Source organism: Heyndrickxia sp. FSL W8-0496 (assembly GCF_038007825.1).
Lineage (GTDB): Bacteria > Bacillota > Bacilli > Bacillales > Bacillaceae_C > Heyndrickxia > Heyndrickxia oleronia.
The window spans coordinates 1,866,828-1,891,308 of sequence record NZ_JBBOXX010000001.1 but is presented as its reverse complement, the minus strand read 5'-3'; the positions used below and the strand labels follow the sequence as shown (position 1 = coordinate 1,891,308).

General features: G+C 34.1%; 26 protein-coding genes. 2 read left to right on the top strand and 24 right to left on the bottom strand.

What is annotated here, in order from left to right:
* Positions 1–29 precede the first annotated feature (29 nt).
* Both NST63_RS09515 and NST63_RS09510 read right to left on the bottom strand, forming a co-directional pair.
* Positions 30–923, bottom strand: coding sequence for a deoxyribonuclease IV (locus tag NST63_RS09515; protein ID WP_341041950.1), 894 nt, complete (start codon positions 921–923; stop codon positions 30–32).
* A gap of 29 nt (positions 924–952) precedes the next feature.
* Positions 953–2,263, bottom strand: coding sequence for a DEAD/DEAH box helicase (locus tag NST63_RS09510; protein ID WP_341041948.1), 1,311 nt, complete (start codon positions 2,261–2,263; stop codon positions 953–955).
* Positions 2,264–2,496: 233 nt separating this feature from the next.
* On the opposite strand from NST63_RS09510, the gene NST63_RS09505 reads away from it, so the two are divergent.
* Both NST63_RS09505 and NST63_RS09500 read left to right on the top strand, forming a co-directional pair.
* Complete coding sequence (locus NST63_RS09505) at positions 2,497–3,201, top strand: YqfQ family protein (RefSeq protein ID WP_242598160.1); 705 nt, start codon at positions 2,497–2,499, stop codon at positions 3,199–3,201.
* Between the two features lie 136 nt (positions 3,202–3,337).
* A complete protein-coding gene (locus tag NST63_RS09500; RefSeq protein ID WP_212943299.1) occupies positions 3,338–4,291 on the top strand; it encodes a 4-hydroxy-3-methylbut-2-enyl diphosphate reductase in 954 nt (317 codons plus the stop codon).
* A 56-nt stretch (positions 4,292–4,347) separates the two neighbouring features.
* Here the strand turns inward: NST63_RS09500 and NST63_RS09495 are convergent, their stop codons facing one another.
* The 22 genes from NST63_RS09495 to floA form a co-directional block, all read right to left on the bottom strand.
* The gene (locus NST63_RS09495; protein ID WP_212943300.1) at positions 4,348–5,466 is read right to left on the bottom strand and encodes a Nif3-like dinuclear metal center hexameric protein; all 1,119 of its coding nucleotides are present in this window, start codon (positions 5,464–5,466) and stop codon (positions 4,348–4,350) included.
* Positions 5,463–6,167, bottom strand: coding sequence for a tRNA (adenine(22)-N(1))-methyltransferase (locus tag NST63_RS09490; RefSeq protein ID WP_341041947.1), 705 nt, complete (start codon positions 6,165–6,167; stop codon positions 5,463–5,465). The genes NST63_RS09495 and NST63_RS09490 overlap by 4 nt, the downstream gene beginning before the upstream one ends.
* 108 nt (positions 6,168–6,275) lie before the next feature.
* On the bottom strand, positions 6,276–6,638 hold the full coding sequence (gene cccA / locus NST63_RS09485; protein ID WP_058002155.1) for a cytochrome c550: 363 nt from the start codon (positions 6,636–6,638) through the stop codon (positions 6,276–6,278).
* A 264-nt stretch (positions 6,639–6,902) separates the two neighbouring features.
* The gene (locus tag NST63_RS09480) at positions 6,903–8,045 is read right to left on the bottom strand and encodes an acyl-CoA dehydrogenase family protein (RefSeq protein WP_212943302.1); all 1,143 of its coding nucleotides are present in this window, start codon (positions 8,043–8,045) and stop codon (positions 6,903–6,905) included.
* 98 nt (positions 8,046–8,143) lie between these two features.
* Positions 8,144–8,683: a hypothetical protein gene (locus NST63_RS09475; RefSeq protein WP_251337327.1), complete on the bottom strand. Its 540-nt coding sequence runs from the start codon at positions 8,681–8,683 to the stop codon at positions 8,144–8,146.
* 202 nt (positions 8,684–8,885) lie between these two features.
* Positions 8,886–10,022 (bottom strand): RNA polymerase sigma factor RpoD, encoded by a 1,137-nt coding sequence (rpoD, locus tag NST63_RS09470; protein ID WP_058002152.1) that lies wholly within the window; start codon positions 10,020–10,022, stop codon positions 8,886–8,888.
* A gap of 43 nt (positions 10,023–10,065) precedes the next feature.
* The gene (gene dnaG / locus NST63_RS09465) at positions 10,066–11,883 is read right to left on the bottom strand and encodes a DNA primase (RefSeq protein ID WP_058002151.1); all 1,818 of its coding nucleotides are present in this window, start codon (positions 11,881–11,883) and stop codon (positions 10,066–10,068) included.
* A gap of 68 nt (positions 11,884–11,951) precedes the next feature.
* Complete coding sequence (locus NST63_RS09460) at positions 11,952–12,344, bottom strand: YaiI/YqxD family protein (RefSeq protein WP_235813236.1); 393 nt, start codon at positions 12,342–12,344, stop codon at positions 11,952–11,954.
* Between the two features lie 430 nt (positions 12,345–12,774).
* On the bottom strand, positions 12,775–13,572 hold the full coding sequence (locus tag NST63_RS09455) for a pyruvate, water dikinase regulatory protein (protein ID WP_058002149.1): 798 nt from the start codon (positions 13,570–13,572) through the stop codon (positions 12,775–12,777).
* Positions 13,573–13,603: 31 nt separating this feature from the next.
* On the bottom strand, positions 13,604–14,251 hold the full coding sequence (locus tag NST63_RS09450; protein ID WP_058002148.1) for a helix-turn-helix transcriptional regulator: 648 nt from the start codon (positions 14,249–14,251) through the stop codon (positions 13,604–13,606).
* A 270-nt stretch (positions 14,252–14,521) separates the two neighbouring features.
* Positions 14,522–15,274: a DNA repair protein RecO gene (gene recO, locus NST63_RS09445; RefSeq protein ID WP_058002147.1), complete on the bottom strand. Its 753-nt coding sequence runs from the start codon at positions 15,272–15,274 to the stop codon at positions 14,522–14,524.
* Positions 15,275–15,334: 60 nt separating this feature from the next.
* On the bottom strand, positions 15,335–15,478 hold the full coding sequence (locus NST63_RS09440) for a YqzL family protein (RefSeq protein WP_065107198.1): 144 nt from the start codon (positions 15,476–15,478) through the stop codon (positions 15,335–15,337).
* A gap of 157 nt (positions 15,479–15,635) precedes the next feature.
* Entirely contained in the window at positions 15,636–16,559 is a 924-nt protein-coding gene (gene era, locus NST63_RS09435) for a GTPase Era (protein ID WP_058002146.1), read from the bottom strand.
* Positions 16,549–16,950, bottom strand: coding sequence for a cytidine deaminase (locus tag NST63_RS09430; protein ID WP_058002145.1), 402 nt, complete (start codon positions 16,948–16,950; stop codon positions 16,549–16,551). The genes era and NST63_RS09430 overlap by 11 nt, the downstream gene beginning before the upstream one ends.
* 255 nt (positions 16,951–17,205) lie before the next feature.
* A complete protein-coding gene (locus tag NST63_RS09425) occupies positions 17,206–17,598 on the bottom strand; it encodes a diacylglycerol kinase family protein (protein WP_058002144.1) in 393 nt (130 codons plus the stop codon).
* Positions 17,576–18,046 (bottom strand): rRNA maturation RNase YbeY, encoded by a 471-nt coding sequence (ybeY, locus tag NST63_RS09420; protein WP_058002143.1) that lies wholly within the window; start codon positions 18,044–18,046, stop codon positions 17,576–17,578. The genes NST63_RS09425 and ybeY overlap by 23 nt, the downstream gene beginning before the upstream one ends.
* Before the next feature lie 33 nt (positions 18,047–18,079).
* Positions 18,080–20,224, bottom strand: a complete 2,145-nt coding sequence (locus NST63_RS09415; protein WP_058002142.1) for an HDIG domain-containing metalloprotein — start codon at positions 20,222–20,224, stop codon at positions 18,080–18,082.
* 251 nt (positions 20,225–20,475) lie between these two features.
* On the bottom strand, positions 20,476–21,438 hold the full coding sequence (locus NST63_RS09410; RefSeq protein WP_058002141.1) for a PhoH family protein: 963 nt from the start codon (positions 21,436–21,438) through the stop codon (positions 20,476–20,478).
* Positions 21,435–22,628, bottom strand: coding sequence for a sporulation protein YqfD (gene yqfD / locus NST63_RS09405; RefSeq protein WP_058002140.1), 1,194 nt, complete (start codon positions 22,626–22,628; stop codon positions 21,435–21,437). The genes NST63_RS09410 and yqfD overlap by 4 nt, the downstream gene beginning before the upstream one ends.
* Positions 22,629–22,641: 13 nt before the next feature.
* Positions 22,642–22,926, bottom strand: a complete 285-nt coding sequence (gene yqfC / locus NST63_RS09400) for a sporulation protein YqfC (RefSeq protein WP_058002139.1) — start codon at positions 22,924–22,926, stop codon at positions 22,642–22,644.
* Positions 22,927–23,037: 111 nt separating this feature from the next.
* Entirely contained in the window at positions 23,038–23,421 is a 384-nt protein-coding gene (locus tag NST63_RS09395) for a hypothetical protein (protein WP_058002138.1), read from the bottom strand.
* Between the two features lie 31 nt (positions 23,422–23,452).
* On the bottom strand, positions 23,453–24,454 hold the full coding sequence (gene floA / locus NST63_RS09390; RefSeq protein WP_058002137.1) for a flotillin-like protein FloA: 1,002 nt from the start codon (positions 24,452–24,454) through the stop codon (positions 23,453–23,455).
* Positions 24,455–24,481: the final 27 nt, after the last annotated feature.

Here is a 24,481-nt window from a genome sequence, read left to right as displayed (position 1 = left end):
GAGGGAATTATCCCCTCAATGTTTTTTTATTATTCATTTACTATATCAGTCAGTAAATTTTCATTGAATTGCTTATTTCTTAGCATTGCAATTTCTTGCTTATATGGTGCTTTTTTATTATTTTTATCTTCACCAACAAATGGAGTTTCTAAAATTTTAGGAATATCCGCTAACTGAGGGTGATGAACAATATAATTTAATGCATCAAATCCAATATGTCCAAATCCGATATTTTCATGTCGATCTTTTCTGGATCCTGTTACATTTTTACTATCATTGATGTGTAGAACTTTAATGCGTTCAAGCCCAATTAAACGATCGAACTCATCTAATACCTCATCAAAATTATTAATTATATCATAACCCGCATCATGTGTATGACATGTATCAAAACAAATTGATAGCTTATCATTATGATGTACCCCATCTATAATTTTAGCTAATTCTTCAAAGGATCGTCCACATTCAGAACCTTTTCCTGCCATCGTTTCCAAAGCGATTTGAACACTTTGATCAGTTGTAAGAACTTCATTTAAACCTTTGATTATCTGCTCAATTCCCTTATCTGCTCCTTCCCCTACATGTGCGCCTGGGTGAAGAACAATTTGTTTTGCTCCGATCGCTTCTGTTCTTTCAATTTCTGTTCCTAAAAAATTCACCCCAAGTTCAAACGTTGCTGGGTTTACCGTATTACCGATATTAATAATATAAGGTGCATGAACAATGATCTCCTCAATACCATTTTCTTTCATATGAGCAAGTCCTGCTTCAATATTTAGATCTTCTATCTTTTTTCTTCTCGTATTTTGTGGGGCTCCTGTATAGATCATGAACGTATTTGCACCATATGAAACAGCCTCTTCACTTGCCCCAAGCAACATTTTCTTTCCACTCATTGATACATGTGATCCTAGTTTTAGCATTTCTCCTCACTCCATATCATTGACTTATTTTATTTACGTTTTTGTAGTTTTCTTTCTCTCTTTTTCATTTTTTCAACCTGTTGATTAATTTTCTTTTTGTACCCAGGCTTTACTTTTCTTGGTTTTTTCATCATATTTCTTGCTTTTTCTTCTATTTCATCTACCTGTTTTTTTCGGTTTTTTCTTTTATTACGTTCAGCGATTGAAACCCACTCGCCTTTTTGTAAATCTTTATAGCTAAAAACAATCCCCATTTTTTCTAACTTATTTAAAGCATCTTCATCTGAAGGCTGATAGATAGTAGTAGCAATTCCGGAATAGCCAGCTCTTGCAGTCCTTCCAGCACGATGAATATAAAAATCTAAATCCTGAGGTAATTCAAAATTAATAACATGACTTACCCCTTCTATATCAATTCCACGGGCCGCTAAATCCGTCGCAACAATATACTGAAATTCAAGATTTCGAATTTGCTTCATCATTTTTGTTCTTTCACGAGGAGATAAATCTCCATGAATTCTTCCAACTTTTAAGCCTTTTTCAAGAAGATTATCTGCTACCTCGTCAGCCATTGATTTTGTATTTGTAAAGACAATCGCTAAATATGGATTATATGAAATTAACATATCAAACAATAAGTCAATTTTCTCTCTACTACGTAAAGGTACTAGATTGTGCTCAATATTTTGTGCAGAAATATGTGTAGGCTGGACATGTTCATATTTCGGATTCTCCATATATTTCTTTAAAAATGGTTTTAATTTTTCAGGGATTGTAGCTGAAAAAACAAGCATTTGTAAATTTTGAGGCATTTTCCCAGCAATTTGATCCACCTCATACAAAAATCCCATATCTAACATGATATCTGCTTCATCGACAACAAGAATTCTTGATGTATGAAGCAATAAAGCCTGTTCTTTCATTAAATCATGAATACGTCCAGGTGTTCCCACAACAATTTGAGGTTGTTTTTTTAATTTTTCTATCGTTCGTTGTTTGTCTGTTCCACCAATAAAACATTTACTCATGATGGTTTGTTCCGTTTGATACTTAGTTATTTTGACGATTTCTTGATAAATCTGATTGGCTAATTCACGTGTGGGTGCGGTGATAACAGCTTGTACCTCTTGTAATTCAGGATCAACCATTTCAAGGATAGGTAATAAATAGGCATGGGTTTTTCCTGTTCCTGTTTGAGACTGTCCTACCGCACTTTCCCCTCTAAGGATAGTAGGAATCATTTTTTGTTGTATTTCTGTAGGCTCATAAAAACCAAGATTATTTATCGCCTCTTCAATATATGTCTTAAACTTAAATGTTGAAAATTTATTTTGTTTCACAATGACACTCCTTTTTGTAAGGACATTTACCGATCAATTTATGATTTTTAGTCCATTTTGTTATTATAATCGACAATAGTTAAAACTTCCACTCCTACAAAAAGTTAACCCTTAAAATTAGGTAATTAATATAAATTTATCATATGAATGGATAACAGACATCAAAGGAAGACGTTTTTTTCATATTTGCATATTGTAATATAGAAGGATAATGAGTAGAAAGGAGGAAAAAAATGCCACCTAGAGGATTTCCCCCAATGAATGGACCGATGCAAGGATTTCCAAGTCCTTTTAGATCTATGCCGCGGACTCCAATGATCCCCCAAGGTAGAATGTTTCAAGCACCAATGCAAGCCATGGGAAGACCTTCCCTCTTTGGAGGTGCACCACCATCAATAGGGAGTACTGGGAGTAGAGCTGGTGGTGGTCTAATTTCAAGATTATTCCAACGTGCTGGGACAGGGCAAGCTGGCAATGTGGCCAATGCAGCTGCTGGGTTTCAACGTGCAACTGGTGGAGGTGGATCTTTACTTGGAAACTTAGGCAATATTGCTAATCCAGGAAAAATTGGTTCATTTTTAAATAATACACAAAATGTGATTAGAACGGCTCAACAAATTGGGCCTATGGTACAACAATACGGTCCGTTAGTTAAAAATCTTCCTGCGATGTGGAGAATGTACAAAGGTTTAAAAAGCGTAGGTTCAGATGATGATTCAGACGAAAATGTAGACACTGAAAATCAAGAAGTTGAAGTGGAAAGTGAAAGTAATAATAAAAGCGAAAATAATCAATCAAAAAAAGGTAATACCTCCAAAAAAACATCTTCCAAAAATTCAAAGATGACTAAGAAGACAGATGATATTGATCTCGAAATAGAATCCGAATCCACCGAAACAAATAAAAAAGGTCAATCAGTCCCTAAACTTTATATTTAAATTTTATGTATGAATTCCGTTAGGTGAGTATGTTACTACCTAACGTTTTTCTTTTCTTTGTAAAATATAAGGATTTTTTATATAATAGGAATGATGCAATGCTTAAAGGAAAAACCTTTAGTTGGGAGGATGAACTATGGAGGTATTAAAAATCTCTCCACGTGGTTATTGCTATGGTGTTGTTGATGCTATGGTAATCGCGCGTAATGCCGCTTTAGATAAAACATTACCACGCCCAATCTATATACTGGGTATGATTGTTCATAATAAACATGTTACTGATGCGTTTGCTGAAGAAGGGATTATTACTCTTGACGGAACAAATCGTAGAGAAATCCTTGAAAAGGTGGACAAAGGTACTGTAATTTTCACTGCCCACGGAGTTTCACCCGAGGTTAGAGAATTAGCAAAAAATAAAGGACTTGTTACTATTGATGCTACTTGTCCAGATGTAACGAAGACACATGATCTGATTCGTGAAAAAAAAGCTGAAGGTTTTGATGTTATATATATCGGAAAAAAAGGACATCCCGAACCTGAGGGAGCGTTTGGTGTAGCTCCTGACATTGTACATCTAGTTGAAACGATTGAGGATGTAGAACAATTAGACGTAGCAAATAAAAAAGTTATTGTCACAAATCAAACAACAATGAGTCAATGGGATGTTATGGATATTATGGACAAAGTGAAAGAAAAGTATCCGTATGTAGAGCAACACAAAGAAATCTGCCTTGCTACTCAAGTTAGACAAGAAGCGGTGGCTCAACAAGCTGGAGAAGCGGATGTACTTATTGTTGTTGGTGATCCTAAAAGTAATAACTCGAATCGTCTTGCGCAAGTATCAGAACAAATTGCACATACTAAAGCCTATCGGATTGCCGATATCTCTGAAATTGAAATTGACTGGATTAAAGATGCAAAAAAAGTTGCAGTAACAGCTGGAGCCTCAACTCCAACACCAATTGTTCGGGAAGTTATTACTTTTCTTGATCAATTTGATCCAGAAAACGAAGAAACTTGGAAACACGAAAAACAAGTTCCACTTCATAAAATTCTACCGAAAGTAAAAAAATTAGCTACAAAAAAATAAAATCCCTTCGGGGATTTTATTTTTTTTGTATAAACTATCATAGATTAATAAAGACTCTAAATAATAGTAAAAGGATCAGTATGGATCTTTGAAGCAATAAACTTCACATCGAACCCTTTTTCCATACTCATTTTAGAAAGTTGTTCGGCAACGCCTGTTTTCATTACCTTTTCGACATTATGACCCGGATCAACAATATTTAGTCCAATATTCATCGCATCATGAGCATTATGGTAGTAAAAGTCACCTGTAACAAAAACATCGGCTCCTTTAAACTTTGCTTTAGAAAAATACTTATTACCATCCCCGCCTAAAACTGCAACTTTCTTAATGCGATCTTGTAAGTCGCCAACCACCCTTACGAAATTGACATCTAATGATTGCTTCACATGTTCTGCAAATTCCTTGAGCGTCATTTCTTCTTGTAATTGACCTACCCGTCCTAACCCTAACATCTCGCCTTGGTTTTCAAGTGGATAAACATCAAATGCGACCTCCTCATATGGATGGGATTGCAGCATAGCATTTATCACTTTTTTTTCTAATTTAGCAGGAAAAATGGTTTCTATACGTACTTCTTTTACCTCTTCAAGTGTTCCTGCTTTACCAATGTACGGTGTGGTCTGCTCATCAGGTAAAAATCTCCCTGTCCCTTGAGCACTAAATGTACAATGGCTATAATGACCAATAGCTCCAGCTCCAGCAGTACCAAGCGCATTCCTAACTGCCTCTTCATGATCAATCGGTACATAGACAACTAATTTTTTCAATTTTTCTTCATATGTAGGATCTAATATTTCAGTATGCTGTATACCAAGGGCCTTTGCTAATAAATCATTTACTCCACCCTTAGCCACATCTAAATTTGTATGGGCAGCATAAACAGCAATATCATGTTTAATAAGTTTTTCAATAATTTTACCTTGTGACTGCTCTGTTAAAACATTTTTTAATGGTCGAAAGATGATTGGATGATGTGCAATAATCAATTGAACATTATTTTGAATGGCTTCATCAACTACCTCTTCCAATACATCTAGAGCAATCATAACAGTTTGAACTGGCTTATTTAAACGCCCAATTTGAAGGCCAATAGGATCACCTTCCATCGCATACTTTTTAGGAGAAAACTGTTCAAATAGCTGTATAATTTCATGCCCGTTTACTTTCTTCATGTTAATACCTCCTCAACCAAAGATATATTTTTTTCAATAGCTAGTTTTCTTTCAATTATTTTTTCTTGATTTTCTGCAAGATTCATTCGATCCAAAATTATTCTCCATTGCTTTAATTCATCCGACCATTTTTTAATAAAGACATCGCTTTTTTCCTTAATCAGAAACGGTCCTAATAATAATTCTGCATCCGTTAAATGTCTTACCTGCGAACGTTCATTATTTTCAGCAACAATAATTTCATAAATTTTTTCATCTTCCTCTAAAATTTCCTCTGCAATGATTACCCAATTATTTTGTACGCACCAATTTCGAATATGATTAGCTCCAATATTTGGTTGAAGAATTAATCTCTTTACACCTAACAAACGGTCCTTTCCATTTTCCAGTATAGATGCAATTAATGGTCCACCCATTCCAGCAATCGTAATACAATCCACCTCATTAGGTTGGAGGACCCCTAAACCATCACCTTTACGGACAGAGATCTTACTTTCATACCCACATTCCATGACCTGTTGTTTTGCTGTTTGGTATGGCCCCTCTACTACTTCACCCGCAATTGCGCATTGTGCTAGACCCTTTTTAATCGCATAGCACGGTAAATACGCATGATCTGAACCAATATCTGCAAAAGTTGAATTTTTTAATAAATATTGACTAACCATTTCTAAACGTTTTGAAAGTTTTTCACTATTCATGTTTTCACCACTTTATTTTAAACTAGGACCTAACATCCACATAAACCTATTCTATACAAAAAAGAGCTCCTTGCAAAATGCAAAGAACCCCTTTGGCTTAATATCTGCTTATTTTAATTTCATTAGCCAATCTGCCATAGCATCAATATTTTCAGCCTTAACTAATCCACCAGGCATACCGCCAGTTGTCCCATTTTTCAGAACATCTTTTAGCTTATCCTTGCCTAGCTTTTCACCCATACCATGTAAATTTGGACCTGTAGCACCTTCAAGGTTATTCCCATGGCAACTAATACATGTTGATTTGGCAAAGGCTTCTGGTTCAAATTTTGTTGCTACTTCTTCTCCCCCACCTTCTTTTTCTTTTGCTATCTCTTTAGCATCTCCTAAACCTTTTACAGATAGAAAGAAAACAAGTGCGATTCCTAATAGCCCTATTAAAAGATAAGGAATTAAAGGATTTCGTTTCATAATATACCTCCTTATGTAAGAAACGTAAAAAATGAATACATTATACAAACAACTTTATTTTACTCGAAAAACTTTGGAAGGGAAAGGGTTAACCGCAAAGATTCAACATTTTTTCGGAATTTAGACAAAAACTCCATCTTAATGATGAAGTTTTTCACTTTTTCTGTTTTTAGTTTGTTCAATTATCAACTTTTCATAAGGAACTTTTTTTCACTTTGTTTAAGATTATCGCGCTTATTCAAAAATTATTTAATAAAATCCTTTTTATTGACAACCAATTTCCCTTGCAATGACCATCCTTTGTACCTCAGAGGTCCCTTCTCCAATTTCAAGTAACTTCGCATCTCTCATAAATCTTTCAACATGATAGTCTTTCATATAACCATTTCCACCATGTATTTGAACGGCTTGATTTGTAATTTCCATGCAAACCTCTGAGGCATATAATTTACACATAGCTGCTTCCTTAGAAAATGGTTTCCCTTGATCCTTTAACCAAGCAGCTTTATATACCATGTTTCTAGCAAGTTCAATTTTCATCGCCATATCTGCGATTTTAAATTGGGTAACTTGGAACTGGGATAGTGATCGACCAAATTGTTTTCTTTCTTTTACGTATTGTAATGACTTCTCATATGCTGCTTGTGCGATACCTACTGCCATTGCTCCAATTCCAATTCTTCCACCATCCAATGTAACTAGAAACTGTTTAAAACCCTGACCTTTTTCTCCTAATAAATTTTCCTGTGGAACCCTTACATCTTCTAAGACTAATTCGGTTGTATTCGACGCATGAAGTCCCATTTTTTCATAATTGTTAATAATAGAAAATCCTGCGGCATCTGTTGGCACAATAATTGAACTAATTTCTTTCTTAAACTTATCCATTCCTGTAATGGCTGTTAAAGCTACATGTTTGGCATAACTTGCATTTGTTATAAAGCATTTATTCCCATTAATAATAAAATCATTTTCATCCTCAATAGCAGTAGTCTTTGTACCCCCTGCATCAGAACCTGCACTTGGCTCAGTTAAACCAAATGCTCCTAATGATTCCCCGGTACAAATTGGCACTAAATATTTCTGTTTTTGCTCCTCCGTACCAAATAAATTAATTGGTGCCCCTCCAAGTGAAATATGTGCAGAATATGTAATTCCAGTTGAACCACATGCTCGACTTAATTCTTCCACTACAATTGCGAAACTTATCGTATCTGCACCTGCACCACCGTATTCCTCTGGAAATGGAAGTCCCATCATTCCTAGTTTTGCTAGTTTATTTATAATATCCATAGGAAATTCTTTATTAATATCTCTTTCTAATGCCCCTTTTTCCACTTCTTCTGTAGCAAATTCCTTTATTGTTTGCCGAATCATTTCCTGTTCTGCAGTAAGATGAAAATTCATTCTATATCCCCCTTTGCTATTGTAGCCGCTTACATTTATTATTATAATGTAAGTAGAATTATTTTCACAACTTTTAAAAGTTTTGAAAAATTCATTTACTATACTAGGATATAGATTGATAACGTAATTATTCCTACTACTCCGGAAACAGTAAAAAATAATAATTTTAATTTCCAACCTGTTACTACCCATAAAATACAATTTAAAAAAAGTGTAATTAATAAAGCAATAGAATAGTGATTAAAAAACTGATCGGTTAGTTGAACGGATAATAATAGCAATAAAATAGCAGAACTAATATAAAAAATATAGTACCAGGTTTCTTTTTTAGAATAATAAATTCCTAAGATTAGTAATAAAACGACAAAACTTGTCAAAATCATCATTTGCAAAACAAAAGCTAATTCAGTAAAATAAATGACAAATAATGAAATAAGCAATAAAGCACTAATTAAAATTAGAAATAATGATAACCTATTGACTAATTTATTACTTTTCATCCTATCATTATGATTATTTTCAAACTCACCCTCACTATAAAGGGCAAGTAAATAATCACAATAATGATCAGGCAGCATTTTATGTTCTTTCCAATAAATAATTTCTTTAATAATTACTTCTTTACGTGAAGAATTCATATGCAACACATCCTAAATACTCTTTCGAGATAAGAGGTAAAAAATCCTTTTTTTCGACTTAATTTCGGTAAAACAAAAATAGGACTGTCTAAAAGTAAAAGGGGAAGACCCACAATCCAATACTTAGAACGAACAAATTATTCGTTCTAAATACAGGATTTAAGTGTCGTCCCACCTTCAATAGACAGCCCCATATTCAATCTTATTCCAAGAAGTCTTTTAAACGTTTGCTTCTAGAAGGATGGCGAAGCTTTCGAAGTGCTTTCGCTTCAATTTGACGAATACGTTCACGGGTAACGCCAAATACTTTTCCAACTTCTTCTAGTGTTCTTGTACGCCCATCGTCTAATCCAAAACGTAGACGAAGTACGTTTTCTTCACGATCTGTTAATGTGTCAAGTACATCTTCTAGTTGCTCTTTTAATAATTCGTAAGCAGCATGTTCTGAAGGTGATGTAGCGTCTTGATCTTCGATAAAATCGCCAAGATGTGAATCATCCTCTTCACCTATTGGTGTCTCTAAAGAAACTGGTTCTTGAGCAATTTTTAAAATTTCACGAACCTTTTCTGGAGTTAAATCCATTTCTTCAGCAATCTCTTCTGGAGATGGTTCTCGCCCTAAGTCTTGAAGAAGCTGTCTTTGAACACGAATTAATTTGTTAATGGTTTCTACCATATGAACAGGAATACGTATTGTACGAGCTTGATCGGCAATAGCACGAGTGATCGCTTGACGAATCCACCATGTAGCATAGGTACTGAATTTAAAGCCTTTATCATAGTCGAACTTTTCAACTGCTTTAATGAGGCCCATATTACCTTCTTGAATTAAATCTAGAAACAACATGCCACGGCCCACATAACGCTTTGCAATACTTACAACCAAGCGTAGGTTGGCTTCAGCAAGTCTTCTTTTTGCCTCTTCATCACCTTGCTCGATACGTTTAGCTAATGATATTTCCTCTTCAGCAGATAGTAAGTCTACTCGACCAATTTCCTTTAAGTACATTCTCACTGGATCATTTATTTTTACACCTGGAGGAACGCTTAAATCATTAAGGTCAAACTCTTCATCATCTTTCTCTAATTCATGTAAATTAGGAGCATCTTCATCTTCATCGTCATCATTTTCCTCTGAGATTTCAATACCTTGTTCACCTAAGTATTCATAAAATTCATCCATTTGTTCAGAGTCTAATTCAAAATGACCTAATTTACTTGAAATCACTTCATATGTTAATACTCCTCTTTTTTTACCACGCTCAACTAGTTGTTCTTTAGCTTGATCAAGAGTTAATTCGGATTCAATTTCTTTGGAACGAGCTGATTTTTCAGCCATCTGTCCCCCTCCTTCCAAGTATTTCATGCAATTTGCAGAATATTTATAAAGACTTACGCAGTACAATAATTTCTTTAGCCAAGTCAATCGCTTTTACAAAGTCATTTTCTTGTTCTGCTTTTTTTTGCAAGTTTTCTTTTTCCTTTATTTTTAACATCTTTTGATGTTTCAACACCTGATTCACATAATCCTCGATTTCACGATCTGCAACTTCACTGTTTAATGGCATCATTTCAAGTTCAGTTACGATTCTTCGTAAATTTTCATCTGGTAAATATAATAAGAATTTACTTGTGTCGGCTTCATTTCCCTCTTCATAAAATCCAAGGAGATAAGTAAGTATTGCTTGGTGTTCATCATAATAAAGAATAATTCCATTTAATAAATCTTTTATTTTAAAGGCTAAATCAACACTTTGTAGCATATGAGCAAGTAAACGTCTTTCTGCAGTTTGATTTGCCGGTAATAAACGGGACTTCTGTTGTAAAAACAATCTGTTTTGATTGTTTTCTCGTTGTTTGAAATGACCATTTTTCTTCTTAGCATAATACATTTGCTGTTGTTGTTGTTTCAGAGCATCTAATGAAATAGAAAATTCATCCGCTAATTGGCGTAAATAATGATCTCTTTCAACAGCTTTATCAAGATTTGTTATTTCCTCTATAATCTTTTCGATATATCTTAACTTTTCTCCTTCATTTTGAAGCTTTTTCCCTAAGCGATGATATTCCATCTTAAAAGCCATAAATGTAAGACTACCAGCAATAATTTCTTGACGAAATTTTTCACTACCATATTTTTTTATATACTCATCCGGATCAAATCCTTCAGGCATTCTTGCTATTCGAATTTGACAGTGATGATCTGTTAATATATTGGCAGCACGATATGCGGCTTCAGTTCCCGCAAAATCTGAATCATAACAGATAATAATTGTATCTGTCATTCGTCTTATTAGCTGTACATGCTGCTCAGTTAACGATGTTCCCATCGTCGCGATACCATTATAAAGTTCTGCCTTATCAGCAGATATTACATCAGCAAATCCTTCGAATAATATGGCTTGTTGCTGTTTTTTTATAAAGCTTTTTGCCCGAAAAAAATTATAAAGAACATTACTTTTATTAAACAATTCAGTTTCTGGACTATTTAAATATTTCGGCTGATCCTCTTTTTCAATCGATCTTCCTGCAAAAGCAATGGTTTCGCCTTTGCTATTTTGGATAGGAAACATGATTCTGTTTCGGAATCGGTCAAAGTAGGAGTCACTGTTTTCTTTTTGTATGATTAGTCCTGCCTTTTCCATAAGGCTTAATGAAAAACCACGTTTTTGCAAAAGTTTTACAACAAAGTCCCAACTAGGTAAGGAATACCCTATTTGAAATTTTTCAATACTATCTAATGTAAATCCTCGATCAACGAGATATTCTAGCGCATTTTGCCCTTCTTTTGTATTAACTAATAAATGATGATAAAACTTTTGAAGAAGTTCATGCGCTTCAAGCATTTGTTTTTTTTCACTATTTACTTTTGAATCTGAGCGATTTTGTTCAGATCCTATTTCTAAATCTAATGGTATTTTCCCTTTCTCAGCTAGCTTAATGATGGCTTCCTGGAAGCTTAATCCATCAATATCCATCAAAAAAGAAATTGCATTTCCACCAGCTTTACAACCAAAACAATGATATATTTGCTTATCAGGTGATACCGAGAAGGAAGGTGTATTTTCACCATGGAAGGGACATAAACCAAAATAATTACGTCCTTGTTTCTTTAAATGAACATATTCGCCAATAATATCTACTATATCTATTGATTGACGAATTTCATTAATTTTATCCTCAGGAATAATTCCAACCATGAAAACATCCCCAATTGAAATTTTTCTCTCTATTATGTTTGATTTGTATAGATTATACAGTTATAACTTTACTTTACATTTTTCGACAAAATCTCCTCAAGCGTATACAAAAATGATTGCCTATCACTTTTAGTAAATGCTTTTGGGCCTTTCTCATATTTCCCTTGTCGCCTAGCTTTAGCAGCTAAATAACGAAAATCAAGAGCAGTAGCAATTGACTCTTCTACATATTCTTTACCTCTTGGAGAAATTGCCCTCACTTTCTTCGGGAGTACCAGGCTTGCAAGCCCTATATCCTGAGTAATGACAATATCATTTTCCTTTACATGATTCATTATAAATAAATCAGCTGATTCTTTATAAGGATCAACATAAATCCAAGTAGCATCACTATTTTTTGTTTGATGTGCATAAGAGGCAATAAAATAATAGAGCATTTTATACTTCTTAGCAAGAAAAATGATTTCCGATTTAACTGGACATGCATCTGCATCAACAAATATGATGGATTCATTTCTTTCTGTATTAGTAATAATTCTACATCACTCCACAGAATCCTTCTTTCTTTTCCATACTATGAGTATATTTTTTTGCTTTTGTCGAATTTTTCTAAGCCTTGACTCTTGACATATCTCAATAGTTAGTTTATTCCTTAATCCGTGACTCTAAACCTATTTTAAATACATTTTTATCACAATTTTTTATTATAGTATATTTCTCTGATTTTGACCATATATTTTTATTTAAAATATTTTTATTCTTTACCCATTCTTGACAATAAAAATAGTAAAGGGATCTGTCCCCACATTCCTGTATCTGAAATAAGAAATCGTTCATTCTAGATACAGTATATATATTCTCTGGAGTCAGACCCTTTATAGAATCTTGTGTCTAATGATTTCTATTCATAATTATATTTGCTGTTTCTTCAACTGCCTTATTTGTTACATCAATTACTTTACATCCCATTTTTGAAACAATCGCGTCAAAATACTCTAATTCCTTTTTTATTCGATTAATATTTGCATAGCTTGCTTCATCATTTAAACCTAAAGCTTGTAGCCTTTCCTTACGAATAAAATTAAGTTTTTCAGGGCTGATCCTTAATCCAAAACATTTATTAGGTGATACCTGAAATAGTTCTTCAGGAGGGTCTACCTCTGGTACAAGGGGGACATTGGCCACTTTAAATCGCTTATGTGCTAGATATTGAGATAAAGGAGTTTTTGATGTTCTGGAAACACCCACTAAAACGATATCTGCTCGCAGAATTCCTTTAGGATCTCGTCCATCATCATATTTAACAGCAAATTCTATTGCTTCAACCTTCTTAAAATAATCATCATCCAATTTTCGAACTAATCCTGGTTCACATAATGGTTCTTTATGATATAGCTCTTGAAATTTATCCATTAAAGGACCAATAATATCTACCGCATTGACATGTTGTTCATTTGTTCGTTTTTTTATATAATCCCGCATAGCAGGCTTCACCAAAGTGTGAACAATCACACCATGATTAAGCTTAGCTAAGGAGACAACCTCATCAATATGCTGGTAATCCTCAACATATGGAAAACGTTTGATTTCTGCATCTTTTCCATTAAATTGACTAATCGCTGCTTTAGTAACCAATTCAGCTGTTTCACCAACCGAGTCTGAAACGACATAAATAATCGGTCGCGTCATTTTAAGATCACCATCCTGTCATTTCTTGATATTAATATAAATTTTCGTCAGCAAGTGATACAAAGGCTTTTGTTATATTTGTTTTAGTTATCCGTCCAATTACCTCAAAGCCGTTTCCCTCGGATGATTCCTTAACCACGGGAACTGAATCAATTTGCTTCTCAATTAATTTTTTTGCAACATCAATTAATAAGTCATCTTTTTTACACACCGTAATATTCGGCATTCTTGTCATAATAATATTCACTGGAAGTGAAGAGAGTTCTTGCTTACCGATACTCGCACGTAATAAGTCCTTTCGCGAAAGGACTCCAACTAATAACAGCTTATCATCTACGACAAATAACGTACCTACATCTTCAAGAAAAACTGTTACAATTGCATCGTAAACTGATATATTTTCATTTACAACTACAGGAATTGATTGATAGTCTTTGACGACTATTTTTTTTAAACTGTCTGTTAAAAGCTGTGTACTTGATTTTCCAGTGTAAAAGTAGCCAACCCTAGGCCGCGCATCCAAATATCCAGCCATTGTTAAAATAGCTAAATCTGGGCGAAGTGTTGCTCTTGTTAGATTTAATTTTTCTGCTATATGTTCACCGGTTATAGGCCCATTATCTTTTACGATTTGTAATATGGTTTCCTGTCGATTATTCAGTTCTATTTTCCACACCACCTAACCAGTATAAAATCTAAATAATGTTATACTCATACACAAATATTATATACTATTTACTTATATTGAAAAGAAATTTGTTAAATATAAAAAGCTGTTTTCGTATAATAGGTTACTTTTGTAAATACCCTCCAACGTTCTTGTATATGTTCAACTTATTTTTATATGTAAAAACATTATCTTTTTAGCAGCAATATTTGAGAAAAGATCCATATAAAAAAACTCCATAAAAATGTGGAGTTCCTATCATACTATGAGGGCAAACTTACATTACAGCATTTGGCGAAATTTTTCGATTTGCTCTAAAAATTTTTTTGATTTTAAATGCAAACCGGAATACTCATCATAATACATAGATATAATCAAACGTAGTTCCTTTTTTGTTTCTTCTTTAACTGACACTGATCCTAGTCTGTTTAGATCAATAAAATAAAAGAGTCGTAGTAACTTAATAGCTATTGGTGAGGTAGGGATATGATAAGGGTCTTTCTCATAGCATCGATGGCAAAGAAGACCATTTTCCCGAATAGAAAAGGCAAACTTCCCATCTTTATTCCCACACACAGCACATTGATTCATGCAAGGATACAATCCAAGTACATTTAACATTTTCATTTCAAAAATATTCGTTATGATTTCTAAATCAACATCTTCATTTATATAATTTAATGTTTGGTATAAAAGTTCAAAAAGAAAAGGATTTGCCCTTTTCTCTTCAACCGCTTTATCTAATAAATCAATAATATACGAAGCATATCCTGTTTTAAAAATATCTTCACGAATAGATCGAAGAGAAGAAATAATTTCTCCCTGCTGCAGTGTACCTAGTCCTGAACCTAATGAGACTAAAAAGTTCCCATATGTAAATAGTTGAGAGATAGAGGAAAGACGGCTATTCGGCTTTTTAGCGCCTCTAGCCATCACTCCTATTTTCCCAAACTCTCGTGTAAATATTGTAACAATTTTATTTGATTCACCATAATCAATTGATCTAATAACGATGCCTTCACATTTTTGAAACATAAAATCCACCTTCCAAAGCAAGTCTCACAAGCTTCCCAGGTGACGCACGATCATTGCAACTTATGAAATGGGGAAATCAATTTCATTAAATTCATGATCTGTATTTAATGGTTCATCCTGACGATCTTTTTCAAGCTCTTTAAATAGCAAATACGTATCAATACTTCCAGTTTCCGCAAAGACTTTCCAGGTAAATTCTATCATAACATTAACCCCGCCTTTCATGTTGTGAAAAACTCATGAAATCATTAGTAAAGCCTTTAATACTAGGTTTACCAAGACTCCTTGGAACATGTGACGTAAATATTGCTAATCAAAAGGATGCATAGAAATCAATTTTTCATTTTTAAAAACTTGCTAATTAATATTCATCTTCTCTAAAGCCAAAATCTCGCAACTGTGTAATTTTATTTCTCCAATCTTTTTGAACTTTCACCCATAGCTCTAAATAAACTTTAGATCCAAGTAAGTTCTCAATATCTATCCTTGCTCTTTTTCCTACTTCTTTCAACATACTACCTTGTTTTCCGATAATGATCCCCTTTTGAGAGGAACGTTCAACGATGATCGCTGCCATTACATGTATTGTTTCACTTTCCGGCTTTTTCTGCATCTTTTCGATAATTACAGCAATCGAATGCGGAACTTCTTCTCTTGTTAGATGCAATACTTTTTCTCTAATTAACTCTGAAACGATAAAACGTTCAGGGTGGTCTGTAATTTGATCTGCAGGGTAATACTGAGGCCCTTCAGGCAAGTATTCTTTTATTTGCTCAAGCAATCTTTCAGTATTCTGTCCCTCTAGAGCAGATATTGGAATAATTTCAGCAAAATCATATAATTCCTTATATTTTTCAATTATTTTAAGCAAGTCGTCTGGGTGCACTTGATCGATTTTATTTATAACAAGGAAGACAGGTGTACGGACTGTTTTTAATTTTTCGATGATAAATTCATCACCTTTTCCATATCCTTCTACCGCATTGATCATAAACAAAATCAGGTCCACTTCTTTGAGTGTATTTGTTGCAACCCTCATCATAAAATCGCCTAATTTATGTTTTGGCTTATGAATTCCTGGTGTATCAATAAGTATTATTTGTGAATCGTTTGTCGTAAGTACTCCTTGAACTTTATTTCTTGTTGTCTGTGGTTTGTCACTCATAATTGCAATTTTTTGGCCGATCACTCGATTAATATAAGTGGATTTCCCAACATTTGGTCGACCTATGATAGATACAAACCCTGATTTAAATGATTGCTGTTCTGTACTTTTATTTTGCATGTAAATCCTCCGGAGAAAATGCGCCTGGCAATAATTGCTCAACAGTTAATTCTTGAATATCACCTTTTAAATTTGTCAAAATCACTTTCATATCTTTAGGGCAAAGTTCAGAGATCACTTGTCGACATGCTCCGCATGGTGGTACAGGTCTTTCCGTATCAGCTGTTACAACAAGAGCAGTGTACTTTGTATCGCCATCAGAATATGCTTTATACAGAGCTGTACGCTCCGCACAATTTCCAACTGTATAAGCAGCATTTTCAATATTACAGCCATGATATACTTTTCCATTTTCACTTAATAGTGCAGCACCGACCGGAAATTTGGAATAAGGTACATATGCTTTGTCTCTTGCGATTTTCGCTTCTTCAATAAGCTGTTCTAAATTCATTATGTCTACCCCTTCTATTATAGTTTACTACAAATTCATCACAAAGTTATGGAATATTTTTATTTTGTTTAGAATATTTTCAAAACTCTTATATTTTAATTTGAAGTAGCTTTGAAAATATTTTACCGTAAAGAGAAACCCACTGCAAATAAATAGAAAAAGCTGCTTGTTTAGCAACTTTGACTTGTTAAGTTGTCTAAAGAGCACAACTTTGTTGACAAAATGCCATAATAGCAGCTTTAAAGTGATTTATTATTATCCTATGTAAGATTGAAATAGACGTGCAAGTTTCGGTAAAAAGATGATACTGCCTATAATTACCGTCATTATAGAATAAACTAAAACTGCCCCAGCTGCAATATCTTTCGCTTGTTTAGCTAATGGATGATAACTAGGGGACACAAGATCGACTATTCGTTCAATAGCCGAATTTATTAATTCCAGCGTAATGACCCCAAAAATGCAGAGGCAAATAAATATCCATTCAAATAATGATATGTTCAAATAGAAACTAAATAAAATAACGATAACCGAAGCAGCGAAATGAAATTGTACATTTCTCTCTGTTTTACATGCATGCATTATACCTTGAAATGCAAACTTAAATGCCTTCCAGAATCGCCCTTTATCTCGTAAGCCCATATTCATCTAAAATAGCCCTTTGCAATCCAAACATCTCTTTTTCATCTTCCTCTGTCATATGATCATATCCGAGTAAATGTAGAAGGGAATGAACAGCAAGAAAGGCAAGTTCCCTTTCAAATGAATGCCCATATTCCATTGCTTGTTCTTGGATTTTAGGTACCGAAATGATAATATCTCCAAGCATACGTGGTATATCTATACCATTTATTGTGATTTCGTCATCACCAAGTTCTTCCATAGCAAAAGAAATGACATCAGTCGGTTGATCCTTATCTCGATACTCTCGATTAATTTCTTGAATTCTTTCGTTCGTTACAAAGGTAACAGATACTTCACTCCCATTCTCTATCCCAAGCTTTTCAGAAGCAAAATTTAATATTTTTTCGACGAGATTTAAATCCGCTTCTTTCATTTCGCTTGTTTCGTCAATAAAATCAATAATTAAAGCCATATTATTCATCCTTTTTCATATTTAAGTTGTCTCTTATTTTGGGTTTGGATACTCTATCCGTGAGTGGAAGATCCCATTTAACGTTTCACAAAATGTTTTTTTAATCACTTCTATTTCCTTTAATGTTATATCACATTCATTCAATTGACCATCCTTTAATCGTTCTTGAACAATAGAATCAATCAAATTCTTAATCTGTTCAGGTGTTGGATGTGTCATCGATCTTACTGCTGCCTCCACACTATCAGCAATACTAATAATTGCCGCCTCTTTCGTTTGAGGTTTTGGACCAGGGTAGCGATAGTCCATTTCATCAATAGGATCATTTTCTTCTTTTGCTTTATAGTAAAAATATTTTAATAATGTAGTTCCATGATGTTGTTCTGCTATATCAACAATCTCCTTAGGTAATTTATGCTTTTTAAGCATTTGTGCACCATCTGTCGCATGTGCAATAATAATATCTTTACTCGTTTCAGGAGAAATATGATTATGTGGATTTTCTATATTCATTTGATTTTCAATGAAAAATTGTGGTCTTCGTGTTTTGCCTATATCATGATAATAGCATCCCACTCTGGCTAATAATCCATTTGCACCGATTGCCTCACATGCTGCTTCAGCTAAATTTGCCACCATTACACTATGATGATAGGTACCTGGTGCTTCCGTTAAAATCTTTTTCAATAATGGATGATTTGGACTTGAAAGTTCGATTAATTTTAAAGTGGACAAAACACCAAAACCAGCCTCAAAAAATGGCAACAGACCAATCGTTAGTATAGCAGATAATAACCCGGAAACAAATGCAAAGATCGTATAGTAAAGATACTCCATTTTGGTAAATTGACCATTGCCTAAAAATAACAAAAAGAAAATGATAAGGATGTTTATAATCGAAATGAAAAATCCCGCCTGTAAAATATTCGATTTTCGATTACGATTTGTTAATAATAATATACCAGCTGTTCCGCTAAATAAAATATAAATCGCAATCTCAATATTTACCGAACCTGTTATTTCATCATGAAAAATAATACTACCACAAGCAGCAAGTATAATCGTAATGATAAAGGCAAAACGTTCGTTAAGCATCATACGAATTAACATCGGTGCCATTGCAGCAGGGAATAAATAACCAATTTTATCAAGTTCTAAATCCGCCATTAAACCTATAATTTTCATTAATAATAAACTGATAATAAAAATTAGACTTAGCAGAATTAAATAATTTTGTTTTTTTTCTTCGCTTACTCGAAAAGTAGAAAAATACAAATACAAAGAACCTATAATCAGAAATACGAATATCCCCAAACCAATATATGGCTTAATGGTTGGATTACTTTTTAATAGACCCAGCAGTTCAAGCTGATGATAGCTTTCATGGTCAATGAGATGACCCTCTTGAACAATAACTTGACCTTGTAGTATTTTTATTGGTTCTACACTTTGCATTGCTTGTTTTTTTCGAATGTCTGTTTGTTCAGGATCATAAATATCATTTGGGACAATTGCATATTTACCCAATGCAATAGCAGCTGATTTTAACTCTGTTGGAATGGACGAATCACGAATTAGATCTTCTATTCTGCCTTGATACTGCCTAACTTTATCTTCGCGAATCTTTTCTCCCATTAATTGTTCAACCTGGCTATTAAGTATATTTCTCGTCTGCTCCAATTCAAAAGGAGTTGCCTTGAGTAAGTCCATCAAGACAACATCCGAAATAGACTTTGTTACATCTTCATTTACATCGGATGTAAGTTTTGATTTTAAGTCAACCAATCTTTCTTTGTCTGTTTTTTTATCCGCCTTTTCCATTTCTTTATCTTTTATATGAGCTGGGATTTCTTTATTGGCATCCGTTACGAAATCAAAGATCGAATTAATTAGAGAAACTCGATTTTGCTCCTTTTCTTTTTGAAAGGTATAAACCTTTTCTACTGCATCTGCTGCCTTTTGTTGTTCATCCTTCGTCTTTTCTTCATCAACAATTGTCTTAGGTGAACGTATGGTTTTATCTGCCACTGAAAATAACTCTATATCATATGTCTGAGGTTTTACATTATAAAAAAGAACGCCATATAACAATATAGCCAATATCAGAAAACAAATAAATGTAAACACTTTATAACTTAATAATGTGCGGACTTTGCTTATATAATCTTGAAGATTCATTTACTCCCCACCACCATTTTTTGCTTTTCTCAGCTCTTCCCTAATTATGTAAAATAATATCAGTTTTTGTATTGAAATGCATCCATATTTATTATATTCATTCATTCCTTCTAACTCATTAATTCGACAATAGCTGATATTATCCCTTTTAATCAAAGGCCATTTTTGTATAGTTTATTGTATTTGCCAAAGTCCTACTACCAGCCGAGAAAAAGCCAATCCAAAGAAAAAACCCGACTAAAAAGTACGGGTTAAGAAGAGTGTATATTATATGCATCAATAATCCGTGCAACAAGAGGGTGACGCACGACATCACTTTGTTCCAAGTATACGAAAGAAATTCCTGAAACATTTTCTAAGATTTTTTCAGCTGCCACTAGTCCAGATTGAATCCCTTTCGGTAAATCAATCTGTGTACGGTCTCCTGTAATTACCATTTTAGAGCTGAAGCCTAGGCGGGTTAAGAACATCTTCATTTGTGCTTGAGTGGTATTTTGAGCTTCATCCAAAATAACAAAGGCATCATCTAAAGTTCTTCCCCTCATATATGCTAGAGGTGCAATTTCTATGGTTTCTCTTTCAATCAACCTTTGTGTATGCTCACTGCCTAATACATCATTTAATGCATCGTAAAGCGGGCGTAAATATGGATCTACCTTTTCCTTTAGATCGCCAGGTAAAAAGCCTAAACTTTCTCCTGCTTCTACTGCGGGTCTTGTAAGAATAATTTTTCTCACCTGACCACTCTTTAATGCTGCAACAGCCATTACAACCGCCAAATATGTTTTACCTGTCCCAGCTGGACCTATACCAAATACTAAATCATGCTTTTTAATATCATTGATATATTGCCTTTGACCGAGAGTTTTTACTCGAATAATCTTGCCTTTCGCATTTTTAGTGATTTCTTCTTCATAAATATCTGTAAAATACTCTATCATTCCCTGTTTTTCCATTTGGATGGCGTAGACAACATCCCGGCCACTAATGTTAATCCCTTTCCTAATAACCCTTAATAGTTGAAATAGAACATGGTACACTTTTTCTACATTTGTTTCTTTTCCAGATACATCAATTGTTTCTCCTCGAGTAACAATTGATACTTCATATTCTGCTTCTAACATTTTTAAGTTTGAATCTGAGATTCCAAATAAAGCAATCGCTTCATTTGGATTTTCTAGTTGAAGTTTAGATGTTTTTAAATCTTCTGTCATTCTATGTCTCCTTGAATGATTGGTTTTTCTATTGCAATATTTTCGATAACTTGGAAATATATTGATAAATTAACTTTACCATTCTCGACCTTCTCATGCAAAACATATTCATCAACTACTTTAGCATCTGTAGGAATTTTTGACTTTAAGTCATTACGCGCCTTTTCCTTAGCAGCATCAATTGCTTGTTTTTCACTATATTTTCTTTTCACATTTTCTTTTTCTCTTACGGTTGTTTCTTCGTACTTTACTGGAAGAGACCACTTTATAAAATTTATTTTATGTGGTTCTTTTTCTGAATCGTATTCTTTATATTCAATTTTTCCAAATCCCCACAAAGGAACCTTTACCGAACCAAAATTCAAGCTATATTTTCGCTTTTCTTTACCTGTATAAACTTGGAAATCTGACTCAAGTGGCATCTCAACTGTTGACTTATACCATGTCTTACCATAGATTTTTCCAATTGCAGCAACTTGTTTCTCATTATGCTCATTGCCAATTGTACCCGAAACAAGTAACTGACCCTTTTTCACATATTGATTAATTTTAACCATTTGTTGACCATTTTCAACAAAAGTATCCACTATCACAGCTTTTTTAGTCGCTACAAGGTCTTGTGGTGACTTTTTCTCTGGTGGTTCAGGTATCGTCTTTTCCACTACCTGGAAATGAAAGGTTGTCCCGTTTAATTCGACACCAATCCAAGTTAATTCAGGAATGCGATCTTCTAGCTTTCTTTGAATCGTTTCTACATCATCTACAAAAAACTGTAGTTTCCCAATATGAATCCCTAATTTATCTAATTCCTTGCGTATTTGATGTTCTAATTTCGGGCTAGCTCCCTTTATTTGTATTCCCCATATAATATTCGAGAGAATCGTAATAACGATAAAGAAAAGCAAAAACCCTGTGAAAAATCCTGAATTTTTCAATACTCTTTTCCATAAAAAAGGAGCACCTTGTCCATTTAAAAAGGAAATCTTACAGTCATATTTTCTGCTCTGATGCCTTAGTTTATGTAAATCCTGCAACCGCATAAAAAAAGTAATCGCAGTTGTACCTTGTCTTTTAACATTCCATATAGTTAAATGGGAACGGGTGAGCTGATTTATCAATCGCTCTACACCTTTCCCTTCTACCTTTACATGGATCTTACCACCAAAAAAAGTAATCCATTGGTTCTTCAAGAAAAGTCACTCCCTATTCATTTAAATAAATTACTTCATCGATTTTTCCTTCTAATAATATTTCTTCGGGTAATATCGTTCGAATAACGAAGGATTGACCTTTTACTAACAATTGTCCCTGCTTTAGAAGTAATCGAACCTCACGATCTGAAAAGGTTAATAATCCGCGGTGATTTTCTATATAAATATGGATTTGTCCGATCATCGTGATTCGGGGAAGATCCATCATGACATCCTGTGGAAGCTCCATTTTGCTTGTCATCCAATTACGAAGTTGTCTGCTCCATTTTTTTGCCATAAAAAAGAACCCCCTTTCATCTCATATTTATGAAGTAGGAAGGGGATTCAGCACACATTTTTAAAAAGAAAAAATCGTGTCTGGTGATCGACACGATTTCTCTATAATTTTTTATCTTCTATATGGTCTCTTTGATCTTGGTGGGCCTAAAACCTCTGATAAAATGATACCCTTTAATAGATCATTTTCATCAATATCAAGCTGTTTAGGTTCATTTTCTTTATTAACCTTCTGAGGGAGCATTTCTTTTTCAAATGAATCCTTCAAATCCACTTCTGGAGTAGGCTCAAATGCTTCTTTAATTTCCCTATATTTATCCTGAATTTTATCAGGTGGTGATGTAGTTTCGGTAATAGTTTTCGAAAGGGGCCGATTACTCCTCGGTGTAGAGACCGGTTTTGGAGCCTCTTGTTTAGCTTGTTTCCCCACATTCGATTTTTTATTAAGAAAAAGACTAATTAATCCTACAATTACCGCTATGATTAATGATTCCAAAGGAATTCCTCCCTACCTTTGGTTAAATACGTTATTCTGGCTTTTGTTGATCCTTCTTATCTGATGTCATTTTTCCAATGGATCCTCGCATATCTGTATCTGATTCAATATTTTTAAAGTTTAAATAGTCCATAACTCCAATATTTCCAGATCGTAATGCTTCAGCCATTGCTAATGGGACGTCTGCTTCTGCTTCAACAACTTTTGCTCTCATTTCTTGAACTCTTGCCTTCATTTCTTGTTCAGAAGCAACAGCCATTGCACGGCGTTCCTCTGCCTTTGCTTGGGCAATTTTCTTATCAGCTTCGGCTTGTTCAGTTTGAAGATGCGCACCGATATTCTTACCGATATCCACATCAGCGATATCTATGGAGAGAATTTCAAAAGCAGTTCCTGCATCCAATCCTTTTTTCAATACTGTTTGAGAGATTAAATCAGGATTCTCTAATACCTTTTTATGATTGTCTGAAGAACCGATTGTACTTACAATCCCTTCACCAACACGCGCAACAACTGTATCTTCACCAGCTCCACCGACAAGGCGTTCAATATTCGCTCGTACGGTAATTCTTGCTTTCGCTTTTACTTCAATACCATCCATTGCAACACCAGCAATAAATGGTGTTTCAATGACCTTTGGATTTACACTCATTTGAACGGCTTCTAATACATTACGACCAGCTAAATCAATTGCAGCACATCGTTCAAATGTAAGTGTAATATTCGCTCGATGAGCAGCAATTAAAGCATTTACTACACGATCAACATTTCCTCCAGCCAAATAATGGCTTTCTAGCTGATTAATTCCTACATCAATCCCTGCTTTACGTGCTTTTATCAAAGGATTGATGACACGACTTGGTATGACACGTCGTAACCTCATACCAATTAAGGTGAAAATTCCAATTTTAACGCCTGCTGCTAAAGCTGATATCCATAGCATAACTGGAACAAAAGTTAATAGTATGGCAAGAACAATAATACCAGCTGCAATTGCTAATAATATAAGTATTGTACTTGGATCTAAACCCATTAAATTTATCCTCCTTCAAGAATTTCG

Bases quoted from the DNA above. Each gene is read 5' to 3' on its own strand.
- NST63_RS09455 (WP_058002149.1), bottom strand. From the start codon at position 13,572: ATGACGCGACCGATTATTTATGTCGTTTCAGACTCGGTTGGTGAAACA.
- NST63_RS09415 (WP_058002142.1), bottom strand. From the start codon at position 20,224: ATGAATCTTCAAGATTATATAAGCAAAGTCCGCACATTATTAAGTTAT.
- NST63_RS09500 (WP_212943299.1), top strand. From the start codon at position 3,338: ATGGAGGTATTAAAAATCTCTCCACGTGGTTATTGCTATGGTGTTGTT.
- dnaG (WP_058002151.1), bottom strand. From the start codon at position 11,883: ATGGTTGGAATTATTCCTGAGGATAAAATTAATGAAATTCGTCAATCA.
- NST63_RS09490 (WP_341041947.1), bottom strand. From the start codon at position 6,167: ATGAATAGTGAAAAACTTTCAAAACGTTTAGAAATGGTTAGTCAATAT.
- rpoD (WP_058002152.1), bottom strand. From the start codon at position 10,022: ATGGCTGAAAAATCAGCTCGTTCCAAAGAAATTGAATCCGAATTAACT.
- floA (WP_058002137.1), bottom strand. From the start codon at position 24,454: ATGGGTTTAGATCCAAGTACAATACTTATATTATTAGCAATTGCAGCT.
- ybeY (WP_058002143.1), bottom strand. From the start codon at position 18,046: ATGGCTTTAATTATTGATTTTATTGACGAAACAAGCGAAATGAAAGAA.
- NST63_RS09515 (WP_341041950.1), bottom strand. From the start codon at position 923: ATGCTAAAACTAGGATCACATGTATCAATGAGTGGAAAGAAAATGTTG.
- NST63_RS09410 (WP_058002141.1), bottom strand. From the start codon at position 21,438: ATGACAGAAGATTTAAAAACATCTAAACTTCAACTAGAAAATCCAAAT.
- NST63_RS09475 (WP_251337327.1), bottom strand. From the start codon at position 8,683: ATGAATTCTTCACGTAAAGAAGTAATTATTAAAGAAATTATTTATTGG.
- yqfC (WP_058002139.1), bottom strand. From the start codon at position 22,926: ATGGCAAAAAAATGGAGCAGACAACTTCGTAATTGGATGACAAGCAAA.
- cccA (WP_058002155.1), bottom strand. From the start codon at position 6,638: ATGAAACGAAATCCTTTAATTCCTTATCTTTTAATAGGGCTATTAGGA.
- era (WP_058002146.1), bottom strand. From the start codon at position 16,559: ATGCAAAATAAAAGTACAGAACAGCAATCATTTAAATCAGGGTTTGTA.
- NST63_RS09495 (WP_212943300.1), bottom strand. From the start codon at position 5,466: ATGAAGAAAGTAAACGGGCATGAAATTATACAGCTATTTGAACAGTTT.
- NST63_RS09505 (WP_242598160.1), top strand. From the start codon at position 2,497: ATGCCACCTAGAGGATTTCCCCCAATGAATGGACCGATGCAAGGATTT.
- NST63_RS09480 (WP_212943302.1), bottom strand. From the start codon at position 8,045: ATGAATTTTCATCTTACTGCAGAACAGGAAATGATTCGGCAAACAATA.
- NST63_RS09425 (WP_058002144.1), bottom strand. From the start codon at position 17,598: ATGAATATGGGCTTACGAGATAAAGGGCGATTCTGGAAGGCATTTAAG.
- recO (WP_058002147.1), bottom strand. From the start codon at position 15,274: ATGTTTCAAAAATGTGAAGGCATCGTTATTAGATCAATTGATTATGGT.
- NST63_RS09440 (WP_065107198.1), bottom strand. From the start codon at position 15,478: ATGATAGAATTTACCTGGAAAGTCTTTGCGGAAACTGGAAGTATTGAT.
- NST63_RS09430 (WP_058002145.1), bottom strand. From the start codon at position 16,950: ATGAATTTAGAACAGCTTATTGAAGAAGCGAAAATCGCAAGAGACAAA.